Annotated in this window: 18 protein-coding genes; 9 read left to right on the plus strand and 9 right to left on the minus strand. The window is 67.0% G+C overall.

Annotated elements, in window-relative coordinates; all coding sequences use genetic code 11:
* The first annotated feature begins 17 nt into the window (after window positions 1-17).
* Both hppD and hmgA read left to right on the plus strand, forming a co-directional pair.
* Window positions 18-1,088, plus strand: coding sequence for a 4-hydroxyphenylpyruvate dioxygenase (hppD, locus tag ACW6W5_RS01065; protein WP_121041316.1), 1,071 nt, complete (start codon window positions 18-20; stop codon window positions 1,086-1,088).
* A gap of 106 nt (window positions 1,089-1,194) precedes the next feature.
* Window positions 1,195-2,496, plus strand: coding sequence for a homogentisate 1,2-dioxygenase (hmgA, locus tag ACW6W5_RS01070; RefSeq protein WP_121040650.1), 1,302 nt, complete (start codon window positions 1,195-1,197; stop codon window positions 2,494-2,496).
* A gap of 7 nt (window positions 2,497-2,503) precedes the next feature.
* Here the strand turns inward: hmgA and ACW6W5_RS01075 are convergent, their stop codons facing one another.
* Entirely contained in the window at window positions 2,504-2,989 is a 486-nt protein-coding gene (locus tag ACW6W5_RS01075; RefSeq protein ID WP_152150898.1) for a hypothetical protein, read from the minus strand.
* A 130-nt stretch (window positions 2,990-3,119) separates the two neighbouring features.
* Here ACW6W5_RS01075 and ACW6W5_RS01080 point away from each other — a divergent pair, with 130 nt between their 5' ends.
* On the plus strand, window positions 3,120-3,728 hold the full coding sequence (locus tag ACW6W5_RS01080) for a hypothetical protein (protein WP_152150900.1): 609 nt from the start codon (window positions 3,120-3,122) through the stop codon (window positions 3,726-3,728).
* A gap of 100 nt (window positions 3,729-3,828) precedes the next feature.
* Window positions 3,829-4,785, plus strand: coding sequence for a sodium:calcium antiporter (locus tag ACW6W5_RS01085; RefSeq protein ID WP_152150903.1), 957 nt, complete (start codon window positions 3,829-3,831; stop codon window positions 4,783-4,785).
* Between the two features lie 75 nt (window positions 4,786-4,860).
* Here the strand turns inward: ACW6W5_RS01085 and ACW6W5_RS01090 are convergent, their stop codons facing one another.
* From ACW6W5_RS01090 to ACW6W5_RS01125, 8 genes are all read right to left on the minus strand, one after another.
* Window positions 4,861-5,274 (minus strand): Na+/H+ antiporter subunit G, encoded by a 414-nt coding sequence (locus tag ACW6W5_RS01090; protein ID WP_121040642.1) that lies wholly within the window; start codon window positions 5,272-5,274, stop codon window positions 4,861-4,863.
* Complete coding sequence (locus tag ACW6W5_RS01095) at window positions 5,271-5,555, minus strand: K+/H+ antiporter subunit F (RefSeq protein ID WP_070472350.1); 285 nt, start codon at window positions 5,553-5,555, stop codon at window positions 5,271-5,273. The genes ACW6W5_RS01090 and ACW6W5_RS01095 overlap by 4 nt, the downstream gene beginning before the upstream one ends.
* Complete coding sequence (locus ACW6W5_RS01100; protein ID WP_123729954.1) at window positions 5,552-6,058, minus strand: Na+/H+ antiporter subunit E; 507 nt, start codon at window positions 6,056-6,058, stop codon at window positions 5,552-5,554. Before ACW6W5_RS01100 ends, ACW6W5_RS01095 begins: the two co-directional genes overlap by 4 nt.
* Window positions 6,055-7,590: a monovalent cation/H+ antiporter subunit D gene (locus ACW6W5_RS01105; RefSeq protein WP_121040638.1), complete on the minus strand. Its 1,536-nt coding sequence runs from the start codon at window positions 7,588-7,590 to the stop codon at window positions 6,055-6,057. The genes ACW6W5_RS01100 and ACW6W5_RS01105 overlap by 4 nt, the downstream gene beginning before the upstream one ends.
* A complete protein-coding gene (locus tag ACW6W5_RS01110) occupies window positions 7,587-7,970 on the minus strand; it encodes a Na+/H+ antiporter subunit C (protein ID WP_019185295.1) in 384 nt (127 codons plus the stop codon). Before ACW6W5_RS01110 ends, ACW6W5_RS01105 begins: the two co-directional genes overlap by 4 nt.
* Complete coding sequence (locus ACW6W5_RS01115) at window positions 7,970-10,798, minus strand: monovalent cation/H+ antiporter subunit A (protein ID WP_152150905.1); 2,829 nt, start codon at window positions 10,796-10,798, stop codon at window positions 7,970-7,972. Before ACW6W5_RS01115 ends, ACW6W5_RS01110 begins: the two co-directional genes overlap by 1 nt.
* A gap of 359 nt (window positions 10,799-11,157) precedes the next feature.
* Entirely contained in the window at window positions 11,158-11,640 is a 483-nt protein-coding gene (locus tag ACW6W5_RS01120; RefSeq protein WP_152150907.1) for an Mpo1 family 2-hydroxy fatty acid dioxygenase, read from the minus strand.
* A gap of 135 nt (window positions 11,641-11,775) precedes the next feature.
* Window positions 11,776-12,702 (minus strand): phosphoribosylaminoimidazolesuccinocarboxamide synthase, encoded by a 927-nt coding sequence (locus ACW6W5_RS01125; RefSeq protein WP_019185298.1) that lies wholly within the window; start codon window positions 12,700-12,702, stop codon window positions 11,776-11,778.
* A gap of 143 nt (window positions 12,703-12,845) precedes the next feature.
* Here ACW6W5_RS01125 and ACW6W5_RS01130 point away from each other — a divergent pair, with 143 nt between their 5' ends.
* From ACW6W5_RS01130 to trpE, 5 genes are all read left to right on the plus strand, one after another.
* On the plus strand, window positions 12,846-13,175 hold the full coding sequence (locus ACW6W5_RS01130) for a J domain-containing protein (protein WP_121040630.1): 330 nt from the start codon (window positions 12,846-12,848) through the stop codon (window positions 13,173-13,175).
* Between the two features lie 42 nt (window positions 13,176-13,217).
* Window positions 13,218-13,895: a ribulose-phosphate 3-epimerase gene (gene rpe / locus ACW6W5_RS01135; protein ID WP_070426117.1), complete on the plus strand. Its 678-nt coding sequence runs from the start codon at window positions 13,218-13,220 to the stop codon at window positions 13,893-13,895.
* A gap of 12 nt (window positions 13,896-13,907) precedes the next feature.
* Complete coding sequence (locus ACW6W5_RS01140; protein ID WP_152150909.1) at window positions 13,908-14,390, plus strand: GNAT family N-acetyltransferase; 483 nt, start codon at window positions 13,908-13,910, stop codon at window positions 14,388-14,390.
* 190 nt (window positions 14,391-14,580) lie between these two features.
* Window positions 14,581-15,513, plus strand: coding sequence for a lipid kinase YegS (gene yegS / locus ACW6W5_RS01145; protein WP_152150911.1), 933 nt, complete (start codon window positions 14,581-14,583; stop codon window positions 15,511-15,513).
* Window positions 15,514-15,680: 167 nt separating this feature from the next.
* A complete protein-coding gene (gene trpE / locus ACW6W5_RS01150; protein WP_152150913.1) occupies window positions 15,681-17,156 on the plus strand; it encodes an anthranilate synthase component I in 1,476 nt (491 codons plus the stop codon).
* Window positions 17,157-17,183 lie beyond the last annotated feature (27 nt).

The following is a 17,183-nucleotide window of genomic DNA, read 5'->3' on the forward strand; positions in this document are numbered from 1 at the left end:
TCGCACCCGATCCGGGCATGCAGGTCACCACCTTCGAAAACCCGATGGGCATCGATGGTTTCGAGTTCGTCGAGTTCGCCGCCCCGGCCGGCCGTGGCGCGGAACTGCACGACTATTTCCGCAAGATGGGCTTCACCGCCGTGCTGCGCCACAAGCAGCGTGCGATCACGGTCTATCGCCAGGGCGACGTGAATTTCCTGGTCAACGAAGAGCCGGATTCGTTCGCCTCGGACTTCGCCGAGAAGCACGGCCCGTGTGCCTGCGGTTTCGCCATCCGCTTCAAGAAGCCGGGCGATGAGGTCTACCAGATGGCCCTGGGCAACGGTGCCGAAGCGATCGACTTCAAGCCCGAGACCCGCGCCGTCGCCGCCCCGATCATCAAGGGCATCGGCGACTGCATGCTGTACCTGGTCGACCGTTACGGCGCCAACGGCAGCATGTTCGATACCGATTACGCGCCGATCGAGGGTGTGGACCCGCGCCCGAAGGGCTTCGGGCTGACCTTCATCGACCACCTGACGCACAACCTGTACTTCGGCAACATGCAGCAGTGGTCGGATTACTACGAGCGCCTGTTCAACTTCCGCGAGATCCGCTACTTCGACATCAAGGGCCTCAAGACCGGCCTGGTGTCCAAGGCGATGACCGCCCCGGACGGCATCGTGCGCATCCCGCTCAACGAATCGTCCGATCCGAAGAGCCAGATCAACGAATACCTCGACGCCTACAAGGGCGAGGGCATCCAGCACATCGCCTGCTTTACCGAGAGCATCTACGACACCGTGGAGGCGATGCGCGCCCAGGGCGTGGAGTTCCTGGATACGCCGGACACGTATTTCGATGTGATCGACATGCGCGTGCCCAACCACGGTGAAGACGTGGCCCGACTGGCGAAGAACAAGATCCTGATCGATGCCGACCCGGAGACCAAACAGCGCAAACTGCTGCAGATCTTCACCACCAACTGCATCGGCCCGATCTTCTTCGAGATCATCCAGCGCAAGGGCAACGAAGGCTTCGGCGAAGGCAACTTCACCGCGCTGTTCGAAAGCATCGAGCGCGACCAGATGAAGCGCGGCGTGCTCTAAGGCACTCGGCCGCCACCCGCGCTACGCTTCAACGGTGGCATCCGCGCCCGCGCGGGTGCCATCGGCCGTATTCCCTTGCCATCCACGCCCCCGGCGGAGCAGGACCATGAACAACCCGATGTCATCGCGCGGCTATCAGACCGGTTTCGGCAACGAGTTCGCCACCGAGGCGGTGCCGGGTGCACTGCCGGTGGGGCAGAACTCGCCGCAGCGTGTCGCCCATGGTCTGTATGCCGAACAGCTGTCCGGCACGGCGTTCACCGCGCCGCGCGGGAGCAACCGCCGCAGCTGGGTGTACCGCATCCGCCCCGCGGTGACCCACGGCGAGTTCACCCCCTTTAGCCAGCCCCACCTACACGGCGACGTCGCGCAGGGCGCGGTCTCGCCCAACCAGTTGCGCTGGGATCCGTTGCCGCTGCCCAGCACGCCCACGGATTTCATCGAGGGGCTGTACACGATGGGGGGCAACGGTTCGCCCGACGCCCACCATGGCGTGGGCATCCACCTGTATGCCGCCAACCGCGACATGCAGGGCCGCTATTTCTACAACGCCGATGGCGAGCTGCTGATCGTCCCGCAGCTGGGTCGCCTGCGCCTGCTCACCGAAATGGGCGTGATCGAGATCGAACCGCAGCAGATCGCGGTGATTCCACGCGGTGTGCGCTTCCGTGTCGAACTGCCCGATGGCGACGCACGCGGCTACGTCTGTGAGAACTTCGGCGCGCTGCTGAAGCTGCCCGACCTGGGCCCGATCGGGTCCAACGGCCTGGCCAATCCGCGTGACTTCGAAACGCCGCATGCCGCGTTCGAGAACATCGACGGCGCGTTCGAACTGATTGCCAAATTCCAGGGCCAGCTGTGGCGCGCGGATATCGATCATTCGCCGCTGGACGTGGTCGCCTGGCACGGCAACTACGCGCCGTACCGCTACGATCTGCGCCGCTTCAACACGATCGGCTCGATCAGCCACGATCATCCCGATCCCTCGATCTTCCTCGTGCTGCATTCGCCCAGCGACACGCCGGGCACCAGCAACATGGACTTCGCGATCTTCCCGCCGCGCTGGCTGGTCGCGCAGAACACGTTCCGCCCGCCGTGGTTCCACCGCAACATCGCCAGCGAATTCATGGGCCTGATCCACGGTGCCTACGATGCGAAGGCCGAAGGCTTCGTGCCCGGCGGTGCCTCGCTGCACAACTGCATGAGCGGGCATGGCCCGGATGCGGCGACCTTCGAAAAGGCCTCCGCGGCCGACCTGAGCAGGCCGGACGTGATCAAGGACACCATGGCCTTCATGTTCGAAACCCGCGGCGTGATCCGCCCCACCGCACAGGCGATGGACGCGGCGCATCGCCAGCGCGGGTACCAGCACTGCTGGCAGGGATTGAAGGCGAATTTCTCGGGCTGACGCAGGCTCAAACCAGCGCGATCTGGAAGCGCTCGGCATGCTCCTTCGGCAGCACCTCCAGCAACCGCTGCCGCACCCGCTCGGCATAGCCGGTGGAGGTCAGGCCTGGCAGCGCGTCCAATGCGGTCTGCAGCGCCGCCATGACCGCGTCGTCGCTGCGGGCCTGCTGCAGGGTGTGGAACAGGGCTGCCGCCTGCGGATGACGCTGCAGTTCCAGGATGTCCAGCAGATAGATGCGGGCGGCCACCAGCGAGCGGCGGCGTTCGGTCACGGGCACCGGCGCCGCGGTCGGTGTCACCGCACTCAACACCAGATACCCGCTCTGGATCAGCTGGATCACCATCGCCGGGGTTTCCGGGCCCACCAGCTGGCCCAGCTGCACCAGGTCGCGCTGGCCGTCGCACAGGATCAACAGCCGGCGCTGGCGCATGTCCAGGGGCGCGCGGTGGGCCTGCAGGGCGGTGCGGGCGAGGTCGGTCTTCTGCGGTTGCATGGGGGCGGGGTCGATGCGGTGCAGGCCGAGCCTGAACGCGGCAGGTGAAACGCGGATGACAGCGACACTGTGCATGCCGCCCACACGGCGCTCGCGCTAGGCTGCGCCCATTCACCGGGAGGATGCAGGCATGAGACAGCTGGGAAGCGTGATGGCAGTGGGGATGGTGCTGGCCTTGGCCGCGTGCGAGCGCACGCCGGAGACGCCGTCGGCCGATGCCGAGGCGGCCGTGCCTGCACCGGCGGCGGACACCGCGCCGGCAGCGCCTGCCACGGCGGCCCCGGGCACGGTGACGCAGGGTCCGGCACGCCTGGATGGCTACGGCCCGGTGGCGCTGGGCAGCACCTTGGACGAGGTCCGGGCGGCCTGGAAGACACCCCTGCAGGGCGACGTCGCTGACGACTACTGCCATGCGCTGCGGCCGGAAGGCGCGCAGGCCGAGGACGTGATCTTCATGATCGAAGGCAAGCGTCTGGTCCGGTACGACGTGCGCAACGACCGCATCGTCGCCCCCGGTGGCGGCAAGGTCGGCATGTCGCTCGGCCAGCTGCAGACGCTGTACCCGGATCGCGGCGACCTGACCCCGCACAAGTACGACGAGCAGGGCCACAACCTGCGCGTGCGCCCGGCGACCGAGGGCGGCGCGCTGGTCAACTTCGAGATCAACGGCGATGGCAATGTGACCGCCTGGCGGGTCGGCAAGACCCCGCAGGTCGATTACGTGGAAGGCTGCTCCTGAGCCATCGGCACCGCGCCGGCCGCACTGCCGGGGCGGGCCTTCACTGTTTGGCGTGGGCTGGCCCTAGAATCGGCCCACATCTGTCACCGGGGAACACCAGATGATCGCTGCCACTGTTTGGTTCGTGCTGGGCCTGGTGCTGTTGGCACTGGGCGGCGACTCCATCGTCCGGGCCGCCTCGGGTCTGGCCCAGCGCTTCGGCGCGTCGCCGTTCGTGGCCGGGCTGCTGCTGGTGGCCTTCGGCACCTCGCTGCCGGAGCTGGTGGTCAACGCCCGTGCCTTCGTGGTCGGCGCGGAAGAACTCGCGCTCGGCAATGCGGTCGGCAGCAACATCGTCAACGTCGGCCTGACCCTGGGCCTGGCGGCGCTCGCTGCGCCGCTGCTGGTCCGTGCGCGGCTGCTCTCGCCCTTGCTGGTCTGTCTTGCCGCCGCCAGTGCGCTGCTGATCCTGTTCGGCCTGGATGGCGTGATCGCGCGCTGGGAAGGGGCCGTGCTGCTGCTCGCCTTTGTCGGCCTGCTGGTGTTCCTGCTGCGCCGCGCGCGGCTGGAAGTGGAGCCGGTGCGTGAGGGCATCGCCGGCTACGCCATGACCCGCACGGGACTGTTCCTCAACCTCCTGCGGCTGCTGTTCGCGGCGGTGTGCCTGTATTTCGGCGCGCGCTGGATCGTGCAGGCCGCGCCGGTGTTTGGCGCCGGGCTGGGCTGGTCACCGTTGCTGGTCGGCCTGCTGCCGGTGGCGATCGGCACGGCCTTGCCCGAAGTGGCTGCGGCGATCGCGGCGGCACGCCGTGGCCAGGGCGACATGGTGCTGGGCCACGTGATCGGCTCGAGCCTGTTCAACCTGCTGGTGGTGGTCGGCGGCATGGCCGCATTGCGCCCGCTGGCGCTGCCCGGATCGTTCGTGAAACTGGAGCTGCCGGCGGCGATCGCCTTCGTGCTGGTGCTCTACCCGATGCTGCGCGGTGACCTGACCATCAGCCGGCGCGAAGGCGCGGTGCTGGTGGTGGCGTTCCTGGGGTGGGTGGCACTGGAACTGGCGCTGGTCTGGGGCGGCTGAACGTCGCACTACGGAGCGCCGGCCGTGGGTCGGCTGCCCTCCGGCAGGATGCCTGCAGCCGACCAGCGGTCGGCTCTACTGGCTGTCCCGGGAAACGGGGGCCTTGGCACCCTCGGTGTCGCCCGGATGGCGCGGCTCCGGCGGCGGCAACTGTTCTTCCTTGGCGGTCTTGTGGCCCGGCAGGTCCGGCCGGGTTTCCATCAGCAGCGACAACGCGGCCTTGGCCATCATGTGCGCACTGATCGGTGCGGTGATGAACAGGAACACGGTGATCAGCAGCTCACGCGGCTGCGGGTCTTCGCCGAGGAAGATGTGATAACAGACCGAGCCGACCAGCACGCAGCCCACGCCCAGCGTGCTGGCCTTGGTCGGTGCGTGCAGGCGCTTGAAGAAGGTGGAGAGCTTCACCAGGCCGAGCGCGCCGACCAGGATGAAGAAGCAGCCGAACAGCAGCAGGATCGACAGCACGATCTGGATGAAGGTGATCATTCGACGATGTCCCGGCGCAGCACGAACTTGCTCAGCACCACCGTGCTGCCGAAGCCGAGCATGGCGATGATCAGCGCCGCTTCGAAGTACACCGCCGAGTTGAGGTACATGCCGAACAACATGAGTTCAGCGATGGCCGTCACCGACAAGGTGTCCAGCGCAAGGATGCGATCGGGCACGGTGGGGCCGCGCAGCAGGCGCCAGGTGGCCAGCAGCATGGCCAGGCCGACCACGTGCATGCACACCACCATCGTGGTCTGGATGAACATATATCCGGTCATGGGAAAATCTCCATCAGCGGGGCTTCGTAGCGGGATTTGATCTGCCGGATCAGTTCATCCGGATCATCCAGATGCAGCACGTGCACCAGCAGATACCTGCGGTCATCGGACAACGCGGCCGAGACCGTGCCCGGGGTCAACGTGATCATGCTGGTGAGCGCGGCGATGCCGTGGATGTTGGCGATATCCAGCGGCAGCCAGATGAAACCGGGGTGGATGCGGCGCTCCGGCCCCAGCACCTGGATCGCCACCCGGATGTTGGAGATCAGGATGTCCCACAGGGTCACGAACAACAGTTTGGGGAGGGGCTTGAGCGAGCCGATCCGCGCGAACTCGCGGTCCAGCCGGGCGGCGAACAGCGGCACCACCACGCCCAGGATCATGCCAAGCACGAACTGGCCCAGGGTGAAGCTGTCGGACATCAACAGCCAGAACGCCACGACCATCACGCTCAGCGAGGGCGAGGGCAGAATGCGCTTGTACAGGGAAGGCTTGCGCGTCATGGCTGGCGGATCTCCGGCGTGGTGGCGCGCAGTTCACCCACATAGTCCTGGGGCTGCAGCAACTGGGTGGCCATCGCATCGGTGTGCTGCATCAGCGGGCCGGCGAACACGCTCATCGCGATGCCATAGCTGAGCAGCAGCGCGGCGGCGAACAATTCCACGGTGCGCGTCGGCGCCTTGCGCGGCTTGGGTGCGCCTTCTTCGACCACCGGCACGCGCCAGAACAGGCGGATGCCGCCACGGGTCAGGCCGACGATGACCATCAGGCTGCTGCCCAGCACCGCGGCCCACACCGCCCAGGTGTACTGCGCCGGCATGCCGGCCAGCAGCGCAGCCTTGGCCAGGAAGCCGGACAACGGCGGCAGGCCCGCCACCGACACCGCACCGATCAGGAACAGCACCGCCGGCGTTTCCTTGCCCGGCATCGGCGCGATGACTTCCTTGCGATCGCTGGCACCGCCGCGGCGGCGGCGGATCAGATCGGCAATGAGGAACAGCGCGGCGGCCACGAAGGTGCTGTGCGGCAGGTAGTAGAGGCCGGCCGAGAGCACTTCGGGCGTACGCACCGAGAACGCGATGAACAGCGTCGCCGCCGAGACCACCACCAGATAGGAGATCAGCACGCGCAGGCGTGCCGCAGCGAGCACGCCCAGGCCGCCCAGCACGAGGGTGGCCACACCGGCCCAGAGCAGCCATTCGCTGCCGTAGCCGGCCATCGGGCCGGCACCCTCGCCGAACCACAGGGTGCTGACCCGCAGCACCGCGTACAGGCCGACCTTGGTCATGATCGCGAACAGCGCCGCCACCGCGGCCGGCGCACGCGCATACGCTTCGGGCAACCACAGGTACAGCGGCATCAGCGCGGCCTTGCTGCAGAACACCAGCAGCAACAGCCCCATCGTCGCCTTGACCAGGGTCAGGTGCGAGGCCGGCACTTCAGCGATGCGCTGCGACAGTTCGGCCATGTTGAGCGAGCCCAGCGAGGCGTACAGCAGGCCGAGTGCGATCAGGAACAGGGTGGAGGCGGTGACGTTGAACACCACGTAGTGCAGGCCGATGCGCATGCGCAGGCCGCGCCCGCCGCTGAGCAGCAGGCCGTAGGAGGCGATCAGCATCACCTCGAAGAACACGAACAGATTGAAGATATCGCCGGTCAGGAACGCGCCGTTGAGGCCGACCAGCTGGAACTGGAACAAGGCATGGAAGTGCGGCGCGCGGCGGTCCCAGCCCGAGCAGGCGTGCAGCAGGCAAGGGATGGCCAGCAGCAGTGTGGTCACCAGCATCCATGCCGAGAGGCGGTCGGCCACCAGCGCGATGCCCAGCCGCGAGGGCCAGTCACCCAGCAGGTACACCGCGATGCTGCCGTCAGCGGTCTGCGCGAACAGCAGCGCGACGGCTGCGGCGAGCGCGGTCAGCGTGGTCCACGCCACCGTGCGCTGCACCTTCGGCCCGTAGCGGCGATGCTCGACGAACAGGGAGCAGGCCGCGCCGAACAGCGGAATCAGGATGGGCAGGATCACCGCATGGTTCATGCGCCGCCCTCCCGGCCCGGCGCGGTATCGGCGGGAAGCTCTTCTTCTTCGTGCGCGTCTACGTGGTCGCTGTGGTTGTCGCTGCGGCTGCGCATCGCCAGCACGATGCTGACCGCCGTCATCGCGAACGCGATCACGATGGCGGTCAGCACCAGCGCCTGCGGCAGCGGATCGGTGTAGTTGCCCAGATCGCTGTCGATGCCCTCACGCAGCACCGGCGCCTTGCCCTGCACCAGCCGGCCGCCGGCAAAGATCAGCAGGTTGGTCGCATACGACAGGAAGGTCATGCCGAGGATCACATCGAAGCTGCGCGCGCGCAGCAACAGGTAGATGCCGATCGCGCTCAGCACGCCGATGGCGCTTGCCAGAGCCAGTTCCATCAGTGCATCTCCCCGGTTTTTGCCGAACGGCGGTTGGGATCGATTTCGCCTTTACGGGCATTGCGGGTGCGCGAGGGCTTGATCGTGCCCATCATCGAGAGCATCAGCATCACGCCACCAAATACCACCAGGTACACGCCGGTATCGAAGCCGATCGCGCTGGCCAGCGGTACCTCGCCGATCAGCGGAATGTGCAGGTCCAGATGGCCGCTGGTCAGGAACGGCACGCCGAACAGCATCGACGCGCAGCCACTGAGGATGGCGATCAGCAGGCCGGCACCGATGCAGCGGATGTAATCGAAGCCGAAGCGCGATTCCACCGAGGTGGTGCCCTGGATGACGTACTGGATCAGCAGCGGCACGGCCAGCACCAGGCCGGCGATGAAGCCGCCGCCGGGCGCGTTGTGGCCGCGCAGGAACAGGAAGATCGAGACGGTCAGGGTGAGCGGGAACATGATCTGGGCCAGATCGGCCGGTACGGGCAGCTTGATCGGCGGGCCGGGCATGATCTGTTCCGGCGCCATCCGCGAGCGGCGCAGCATGGCGTGCACCACCAGCGCGGCGATGCCGAACACGGTGATTTCACCGAAGGTATCAAAGCCACGGAAGTCGACCAGGATCACGTTGACCACGTTCTGCCCATAGGCTTCCGGCAGCGCACGCGCCAGCAGTTCGCCGGCCATGGTGTTGGGCGGCAACGTCATGGCGGTGTAGGCCATCGCGGCCAGGCCGCCACCGGCGACGATCGCGATCACCGCATCGCGCCGCTTGCGCCAGACCGACTTCTCCGGTGGCGACTGGATCGGCAGGTAGTTCATGCCCAGCAGCATCAGCACCAGGGTGACCATCTCCACCAGCAGCTGGGTCAGGGCCAGATCCGGCGCGGAGAGGAACACGAAGGTCAGCGACACCATCAGGCCGACGCCGCCGACGACCAGCACCGCCAGCAGGCGCTGCCGGTAGACAAACAGTGCGCCCAGCGCGCAGGCCATCATCACCAGCCACAGGGCCCAGCCCAACAGCGGGATCGGCTGCGGCGAGGGCCAGTTGGGCGAGGCCGGATTGGCCACGAACGGTGCCACGGCGACGATGATCGCCACCACCACCAGCGCCATCAGCATGCGCTGCAGGCTGCCGTTGGCCAGGCCCTGGGTGAGGCGGTGGGCGAAGCCGAACACCAGGTCCAGCTGCTTGTGGAAAATATTGCGGCCGATGCTGCGACTGACCACCGCATGCAGGTTGATCAGGCGGCGCAGGCCGAAGTACAGCGCGATACCGCCGATCACGCCGGCGATGCTCATCATCAACGGGGTGTTGAAGCCGTGCCAGACCGAGAGGCTGTAGGCCGGCATTGCCGCGCCCAGGATCGAGGAGGCGGCCGCATGCAGCACCGGGGCGATGGTGATCGCCGGGGCGACGCCGACGGCCACGCAGACCACGACCAGGATCTCCACGGGCACCTTCATGAAGCGCGGCGGCTCATGTGGGACGCGGTCCAGATCGTGTGGGCCGTTGCCGAAGAAGGTGTCGTGCACGAAGCGCAGACTGTAGGCCACGCCGAACACGCCGGCCAGCAGCGCGGCGATCGACATCACCACGCGCATGGTTTCCGGGCCGCCCGCGGTCAGCGCTTCGGCGAACAGCATTTCCTTGGACAGGAAGCCGTTGAGCAGCGGAATACCGGCCATCGCCAGCGAGGCGATGATCGCCAGCGCGCTGGTGATCGGCATCAACCGCCGCAACCCGCCCAGCTTGCGCATGTCACGGGTGCCGGTTTCATGGTCGATGATGCCGGCGGCCATGAACAGCGAGGCCTTGAAGGTGGCGTGGTTGAGGATGTGGAACACGCCGGCCACCACCGCCATCGGCGTGGACAGGCCGAACAGCATGGTGATCAGGCCCAGATGGGAGATCGTCGAATAGGCCAGCAGGCCTTTGAGGTCATGCTGGAAGATCGCGTTCCAGGCGCCGATCAGCAGGGTGATCGCCCCGATGCCGCTGACCGTATAGAAGAACAGATCGGTCCCGGCCAGCGCCGGGTGCAACCGCGCCAGAAGGAACACGCCGGCTTTGACCATCGTCGCCGAATGCAGGTAGGCCGAGACGGGCGTCGGCGCGGCCATCGCGTGCGGCAGCCAGAAGTGGAACGGGAACTGGGCGCTCTTGGTGAAGATGCCGGCCAGGACCAGGAACAGGGCATACGGGTACAGCGAACTGGCGCGGATCAGATCGCCGGCGGCGAGCACCGCATCCAGCTCGAAGCTGCCCACGATGCGGCCGATCAGCAGCACGCCGCCGAGCAGCGCCAGACCGCCGCCGCCGGTGACCACCAGGGCCATCCGGGCGCCCTCGCGGGCATCCTGGCGGTGCGACCAGAAGCCGATCAGCAGGAACGAGCTGATGCTGGTCATTTCCCAGAACACCATCAACAGCAACAGGTTGCCCGAGAGCACCATGCCCAGCATGGCGCCCATGAACAGCAGCAGGTAGCAGTAGAAGCGGTGGGCGCTGTCGCGGGCACTGAGGTAGTAGTGGGCGTACATCACCACCAATGCGCCGATCGCCAGCACCATCCCGGCGAACATCCAGGCCAGGCCATCCAGGCGCAGCGAGAAGGCTAGGCCGATCTGCGGTATCCACTCCCCGTAGCTGCGGACGATCCCGCCGTCCATGATGGCCGGGGTCATCGTCGCCAACAGCGCCAGTCCTCCCAGCGGAGCGGCCGCGGCTACCCAGGCGGCCGTGGAGCGGGAGGTGCGGCGGAATGAAGCGACGGCCACTGCCATCAGGAAGGGCAGGGCGAGCAGCAGGAGCAGACTAGGATTCATGCAGGGAATGCGGGATTCACGAGCAGGTCGTTCAGTCTAACAGGCAGGCAATTGCTGCCGATACACCCGAATACGCCCTCAATTGCATGTAACGTGCGCTGATTCATTTTTTCAGGGCGGCGCGCGGTCCCATTCGGGCGCGTCGGCGGCCGTATGGAGACCCGCTGGCGACTTTGCCGACTGTGGCCTCCCGGCGCCCGTCGAAACGGGTCTGGAACCAGTCGTCGCAGGGCCTGCGGGACCGCGTGGATGTGCACGAAGATGAACGGTGACCGTCGCTCGAAAGGTCACTGGGCACGATGCTGGACGGTCCGGCGTGGACTGCTGGTGAGCGTCCTCGCTCGTTCAGGAAAAAGCGGTCAGTAGCGCCAACCCATCCGGCGGTAGAGCTTGGCCAGCACCCACAGCGGGCCGATCAGCAGGTAGACCAGATCGGTCAGGAAGCTCGGCTTGCGGCCTTCATGCTTGTGGCCGATGAACTGCGCGACCCAAGCCACGGCGAAGACGCCCAGGGCCAGCCAGAACAGGTTCACCAGCCCGATTTCGGCTTCCAGCAGCCGGCAGACGCAGCCGCTGACGAAGAAGAACGCCAGCATGCCGTAGCCCAGCGTGCGCGACAGGCGGTTGTAGAAGCACCAGGCGGCGAACATCGCCAGGCCGGCCCAGATTCCGTTCTGGAACCAGGTGATCAGCGGCGGCAGGCACCACAGCAGGGCAATCGCCGACCATGCGATCGCCGGGACGGCCACGACGTGGATGCGCTGGTTCAGCGCATTGCGGTGGTCGTCGGAATAACTGGCGAAATAGCGGTCGATCGGGCGTGCGACGGTGGTGGTGGCCATGTTCCCTCCCAGGATCTGCAGAGCATACCGCCGGTAGAGCCGACCGTTGGTCGGCTGCCTTCCATCGGCTGCCCGACATGGCCGCGGCATCGGAGACCGCGTTCCCCGGCGCAGGGCCGGGGAACGCCGTGCCGGTCAGTCGACCGAGATGCCGGCCAGGCGCTGCAGCGCCTCGGCGTACTTGGCGCGGGTGCGCTCGATGATCTCGGCCGGGATGCTCGGGCCCGGGGCGGTCTTGCCCCAGTCCAGCGTCTCCAGGTAGTCGCGGACGAACTGCTTGTCGTAGCTCGGCGGGCTGGTGCCCACCTCGTACTCGTCGGCCGGCCAGTAGCGCGAGGAATCCGGGGTCAGCATCTCGTCCATGATGTACAGACGGCCATCGGCATCGGTACCGAACTCGAACTTGGTGTCGGCCAGAATGATCCCGCGCTCGCGGGCGTAATCGGCGGCGAAGGCATAGATGCGCAGGGTGGCATCGCGCACGCGCTCGGCCAGGTCCGCACCCACCGCCTTCACCATCGCATCGAAATCGATGTTCTCGTCATGGTCGCCGACGGCGGCCTTGGTCGAGGGGGTGAAGATCGGTTCGGGCAGCTGTTCGGCCTGGCGCAGGCCGTCGGGCAGCTCGATGCCGCTGATCTTGCCGGTGCGCTGGTAGTCCTTCCAGCCGCTGCCGATCAGGTAGCCGCGGGCGATCGCCTCGACCGGAACCGGCTTGAGCTTGCGGGTGACCACCGCGCGCTTGGCGTACAGGGCCGGATCGACACCTTCGGGCAGCACGCTGGCGACATCGATGCCGGTCAGGTGGTTGGGCATCAGGTGCGCGGTCTTGGCGAACCAGAAGTTCGAGACCTGGCAGAGCATCTCGCCCTTGCCGGGGATCGGATCGGGGAGCACCACGTCGAAGGCTGACAGACGGTCGGTGGCGACCATCAGCAGGTAGTCCCCCGGCGGAGTGCCGGCGGGGAGCCGGTCGCGCGGAATGTCGAAAACATCACGCACCTTGCCGCGATGGCGCAAGGGCAGGCCGGGGAGATCGGATTGCAACAACGTGGTCGGCACGGGCACTCCTGAGGCTTCGTCATGACAGCTGTCCAGGGGACCCGGAGGGCCCGCACAGACAGCGGGCGGCCTAGTGTAAAGCGGGTTGGGCCCGCTGTGACGTAAAATGAGGATCCTTTGTCGCCTTGGCTGCCCAGACCACCATGCGCTGGTACGGAAAACTGCTCGGATTCATCGCTGGCGCCCTGCTGTGCAGGCCCAATCCGCTGTTCGGGGCCGCGTTCGGGCTGTTGCTGGGGCATGCCTTCGATGCCGACTGGTTCCGGCTGAACAGGGAGAACCCCTACCGCGAGCTGGGGCTGACCTCCGAGGCGACCGATGCCGAGATCGACCTGGCCTACCGCCGGCTGATGTCCCAGTACCACCCGGACAAGGTGGTCGGCGCTGCCCCGGAGCTGCGCCAGCAGGCCGAGCGCAAGTCGCGCCAGCTCAATGCCGCCTACGACCGCATCAAGACCCTGCGCAAGCGCTGAGTCCGCGCGGCGCCCCCTTTCAACCTCCTGAAGGCCCCGGCCATGTCCAACTGCATCATTGCTCCCTCCATTCTGTCCGCCGATTTCGCCCGCCTGGGCGAGGAAGTGGACAACGTGCTCGCGGCCGGCGCCGACTGGGTGCATTTCGATGTGATGGACAACCATTACGTGCCGAACCTGACCATCGGCCCGCTGGTCTGCCAGGCGCTGCGCAAGCACGGCGTGACCGCGCCGATCGACGTGCATCTGATGGTGGAGCCGGTGGACCGGATCATTCCGGATTTCGCCGAGGCCGGCGCGACGTACATCAGCTTCCATCCGGAGGCGAGCCGCCACGTGCACCGCACGATCCAGCTGATCCGTTCGCTGGGCTGCAAGCCGGGCGTGGTGCTCAATCCGGCCACGCCGGTGGACATCCTGGACTGGGTGCTCGATGACCTGGACCTGGTGCTGGTGATGTCGGTCAATCCGGGCTTCGGCGGCCAGGCGTTCATTCCCTCGGCGCTGGACAAGGTGCGCGCGATCCGCAAGAAGATCGATGCCAGTGGCAAGGACATCCGCCTGGAGATCGACGGCGGGGTGAAGGCCGACAACATCGGCGCCATCGCGGCGGCCGGTGCGGATGCGTTCGTGGCCGGCTCGGCGATCTTCAATGCGAAGACCAGCTACCAGGACATCATCGCGCAGATGCGCGGCAACGTCGCCGCGGCGCGGGGCTGAGCCATGGGCTCGGTGGCTGCCGTGACCATCCGCGTGGCCACCGCCGAGGATGCGGGGCTGATCCTGCGCTTCATCCGCGAGTTGGCGATCTACGAGAAGGCCGCGTCGTCGGTGCAGACCGACGAAGCGGGCATCCGCGCGAGTCTGTTCGGGCCGGCGGCGAAGGCGCACGCGCTGATCTGCGAGGCCGACGGCGTGGCGATCGGGTATGCGGTGTATTTCTACAACTACTCGACGTGGCTGGGCCGTAACGGGATCTATCTGGAAGATCTGTACGTGAGTCCGGAGCGCCGCGGCAGCGGTGCCGGCAAGGCGCTGCTGCAGCACATCGCACGTATCGCGGTGGCGGAAAACTGCGGGCGGTTCGAGTGGTCGGTGCTGGACTGGAATGCACCGGCGATACAGTTCTACGCGGCCGCAGGGGCGAAGCCGCAGAGCGAGTGGACGGTGTACCGGATGGAAGGCGAGGCGTTGCGGGCGTTTGCCGCAGGCTGAGCTGTCCTCAAAAAAAACCGCACCATTGCTGATGCGGCCCTGGGAATAGCGGGAGGCTGATCCTGCCTCCATCCATCTTCCTTGCTATGGCCTTTCATTCTCCGGGCCATCGGTGACGCTTTGATGACGTTCACCGGCGGCCACGCCGTCCGCTGCTAGCCTTCGCTTCCCCACTCCCTGGAAGTACCGCATGAGCCGTCCCCATTGGCGTTTGATCCTCAACGGCAAGGCCACCGGCAATGAGGATGTGCGCGAGGCGGTGGCCGCGCTGCGTGAGCGCGGGGTGCAGCTGGAGGTGCGGGTGACCTGGGAATCGGGCGATGCCGAGCGCTATGTGGCCGAAGCCATCGCGCATGGGGTCGACACGATCATCGCGGCCGGCGGCGACGGCACCCTCAGTGAGGTGGCCGAGACACTGGCCCACCGGGAAGAGGGGGCCGATGCATTGCCGTCGCTGGGGCTGCTGCCGCTGGGCACGGCCAATGATTTCGCCACCGCGGCGGAGATTCCCGATGCACCGCTGGCGGCGCTGGAGCTGATCACGCACGCTCCGGCACGCCCGGTCGACCTGCTGCGCATCGATGCCGATGGCAAGGTGTGGTGGTGCGCGAACGTGGCCAGTGGCGGTTTCGGCACCGAGGTCACGGTGGAGACCGATGAGGGCTTGAAGAAGGTGCTCGGTGGGCTGGCCTACCTGGTCACGGGGGTATCGCGGCTGCGGCGGATCGATCCGATCCAGGCACGGGTGCGGGCGCCGGGGTTCGAATGGGCCGGTGGTTTCATCGCACTCGGCGTGGGCAATGGCCGTCAGGCCGGCGGCGGGCAGGTGCTGTGCCCGGAGGCGTTGATCGACGATGGTCTGCTCGATATCACGGTGATCCCCGAGTTGAGCGGGGAGGTCGCCTCCACCTTTGCCGCGCTGGTCAAGGGCGGCAAGCGCGGCGCGCTGGAGCAGGTGGCCGAGCGTGTGCAGGCGCCGTGGGTGGAGATCGAGGCCGACGTGCCGCTGACGCTCAATCTGGATGGCGAGCCGGTCCAGGCCCGGCACTTCCGCATCGACTGCGTGCCGGGCCGGGTCAACCTGCATGTGGCGCTGGACAGCCCGCTGCTGTCGCGGGGCTGATGCCATGGGCGGCGCCGGGTTCCATCCGGTGCCGTCAATGCGGTACAGTCGCCGGGTGTCCATTCTGACGACCCCGCATACCCTTTCTTCCGCTCGCCGTTGGTGGCGATGGTGGCCTGTTGCCGTCGTCCGTCCCGCCACCGCCGTTTCCCGGAAGGAAAGTCGTCTTGATTACGCTCGAGCAGTTCCAGCAGCAGGCCGCTGAAGGCCACACCCGCATCCCCGTCGTCCGTGAAGTGCTGTCCGACCTGGACACGCCGCTGTCGGTCTATCTGAAGCTCGCCGACGGCCCGCATACCTATCTGTTTGAATCGGTCGAGGGCGGCGAACGCTTCGGGCGCTATTCGATCATCGGCCTGCCGGCACGCCGGGTGTATGCCTTCCACGGCCATACCCTGACCATCAGCGAGTCCGGCGCCGTGGTGGAAACCCGCGAGGTCGCCGATCCGTTCACCGAGGTGGAGGCGCTGCGCAGCGCCCACTCGGTGCCCAAGCTGGCGGGTCTGCCGGGCTTCACCGGTGGCCTGGTCGGCTGGTTCGGCTTCGAGTGCATCGGTTACATCGAACCTCGCCTGGCACCGCCGCGTGGCCGCGACGAGCTGGGCACGCCGGACATCCTGCTGCTGCACTCCGAAGAGCTGGCGGTGTTCGACAATCTCAAGGGCCGCCTGTACCTGATCGTGCATGCCGACCCGGGCCAGCCCGGTGCATGGGAGGACGCCCAGGCCAAGCTGGATGCGCTGGTCGCCAAGCTGCGCGCCCCCGGCGCCGGCTACCCCGCGCCGATCACCCGCGATGTGCTGGACGAGAACGATTTCGTCTCCGGCTTCACCCGCGAAGGCTTCATCGCCGCGGTCGACAAATCCAAGGAATACATCCGCGCCGGCGACATCTTCCAGGTGGTGCTGAGCCAGCGCCTGAGCGTGCCGTTCAAGGCGCGCCCGGTGGATGTGTACCGCGCGCTGCGTGCGCTCAATCCCTCGCCGTACATGTATTTCCTCGATACCGGCGACGTGCAGGTGGTCGGCTCCTCGCCGGAGATTCTGGTGCGGCTCCAGGATGGCGAAGTCACCGTACGCCCGATCGCCGGCACCCGCCCGCGTGGCGCCACGGTGGAAGAAGACAACGCACTGGAAGTTGAGCTGCTGGCTGATCCCAAGGAGCGTGCCGAGCATCTGATGCTGATCGATCTCGGCCGCAACGATGCCGGCCGCGTGTCCAAGGCCGGCACGGTGGAAGTGGGCGAGCAGTTCGTGATCGAACGCTACAGCCACGTCATGCACATCGTCAGCGAAGTCACCGGTCAGCTGCAGCCGGGCCTGAGTTATGCCGACGTGCTGCGCGCGACGTTCCCGGCCGGCACCGTCAGCGGTGCGCCGAAGATCCGCGCGCTGGAAGTGATCCGCGAGCTGGAACCGATCAAGCGCAACGTCTACGCCGGCAGCATCGGCTACATCGGCTGGCATGGCGATGCCGACACCGCCATCGCGATCCGCACCGCGGTGATCAAGGACGGCCGCCTGCACGTGCAGGCCGGCGCCGGCATCGTCTACGACTCGGACCCGGGCAAGGAATGGGACGAGACGATGAACAAGGGCCGCGCCCTGTTCCGTGCCGTGGCGCAGGCTGCCAAGGGCCTGTGAGTTTCCCGCGCCGTGGCCTGGCCGCGG

Source organism: Stenotrophomonas sp. IS26 (assembly GCF_054188265.1).

Excerpts from the sequence above, each read along its gene's own strand:
- ACW6W5_RS01100 (WP_123729954.1), bottom strand. The coding sequence starts at position 6,058 with ATGACGCGCAAGCCTTCCCTGTACAAGCGCATTCTGCCCTCGCCCTCG.
- hmgA (WP_121040650.1), top strand. The coding sequence starts at position 1,195 with ATGAACAACCCGATGTCATCGCGCGGCTATCAGACCGGTTTCGGCAAC.
- rpe (WP_070426117.1), top strand. The coding sequence starts at position 13,218 with ATGTCCAACTGCATCATTGCTCCCTCCATTCTGTCCGCCGATTTCGCC.
- ACW6W5_RS01090 (WP_121040642.1), bottom strand. The coding sequence starts at position 5,274 with ATGATCACCTTCATCCAGATCGTGCTGTCGATCCTGCTGCTGTTCGGC.
- ACW6W5_RS01085 (WP_152150903.1), top strand. The coding sequence starts at position 3,829 with ATGATCGCTGCCACTGTTTGGTTCGTGCTGGGCCTGGTGCTGTTGGCA.
- ACW6W5_RS01115 (WP_152150905.1), bottom strand. The coding sequence starts at position 10,798 with ATGAATCCTAGTCTGCTCCTGCTGCTCGCCCTGCCCTTCCTGATGGCA.
- ACW6W5_RS01105 (WP_121040638.1), bottom strand. The coding sequence starts at position 7,590 with ATGAACCATGCGGTGATCCTGCCCATCCTGATTCCGCTGTTCGGCGCG.
- hppD (WP_121041316.1), top strand. The coding sequence starts at position 18 with ATGCAGGTCACCACCTTCGAAAACCCGATGGGCATCGATGGTTTCGAG.
- ACW6W5_RS01075 (WP_152150898.1), bottom strand. The coding sequence starts at position 2,989 with ATGCAACCGCAGAAGACCGACCTCGCCCGCACCGCCCTGCAGGCCCAC.
- ACW6W5_RS01130 (WP_121040630.1), top strand. The coding sequence starts at position 12,846 with ATGCGCTGGTACGGAAAACTGCTCGGATTCATCGCTGGCGCCCTGCTG.
- ACW6W5_RS01080 (WP_152150900.1), top strand. The coding sequence starts at position 3,120 with ATGAGACAGCTGGGAAGCGTGATGGCAGTGGGGATGGTGCTGGCCTTG.
- ACW6W5_RS01110 (WP_019185295.1), bottom strand. The coding sequence starts at position 7,970 with ATGGAACTGGCTCTGGCAAGCGCCATCGGCGTGCTGAGCGCGATCGGC.
- yegS (WP_152150911.1), top strand. The coding sequence starts at position 14,581 with ATGAGCCGTCCCCATTGGCGTTTGATCCTCAACGGCAAGGCCACCGGC.
- ACW6W5_RS01120 (WP_152150907.1), bottom strand. The coding sequence starts at position 11,640 with ATGGCCACCACCACCGTCGCACGCCCGATCGACCGCTATTTCGCCAGT.
- ACW6W5_RS01095 (WP_070472350.1), bottom strand. The coding sequence starts at position 5,555 with ATGACCGGATATATGTTCATCCAGACCACGATGGTGGTGTGCATGCAC.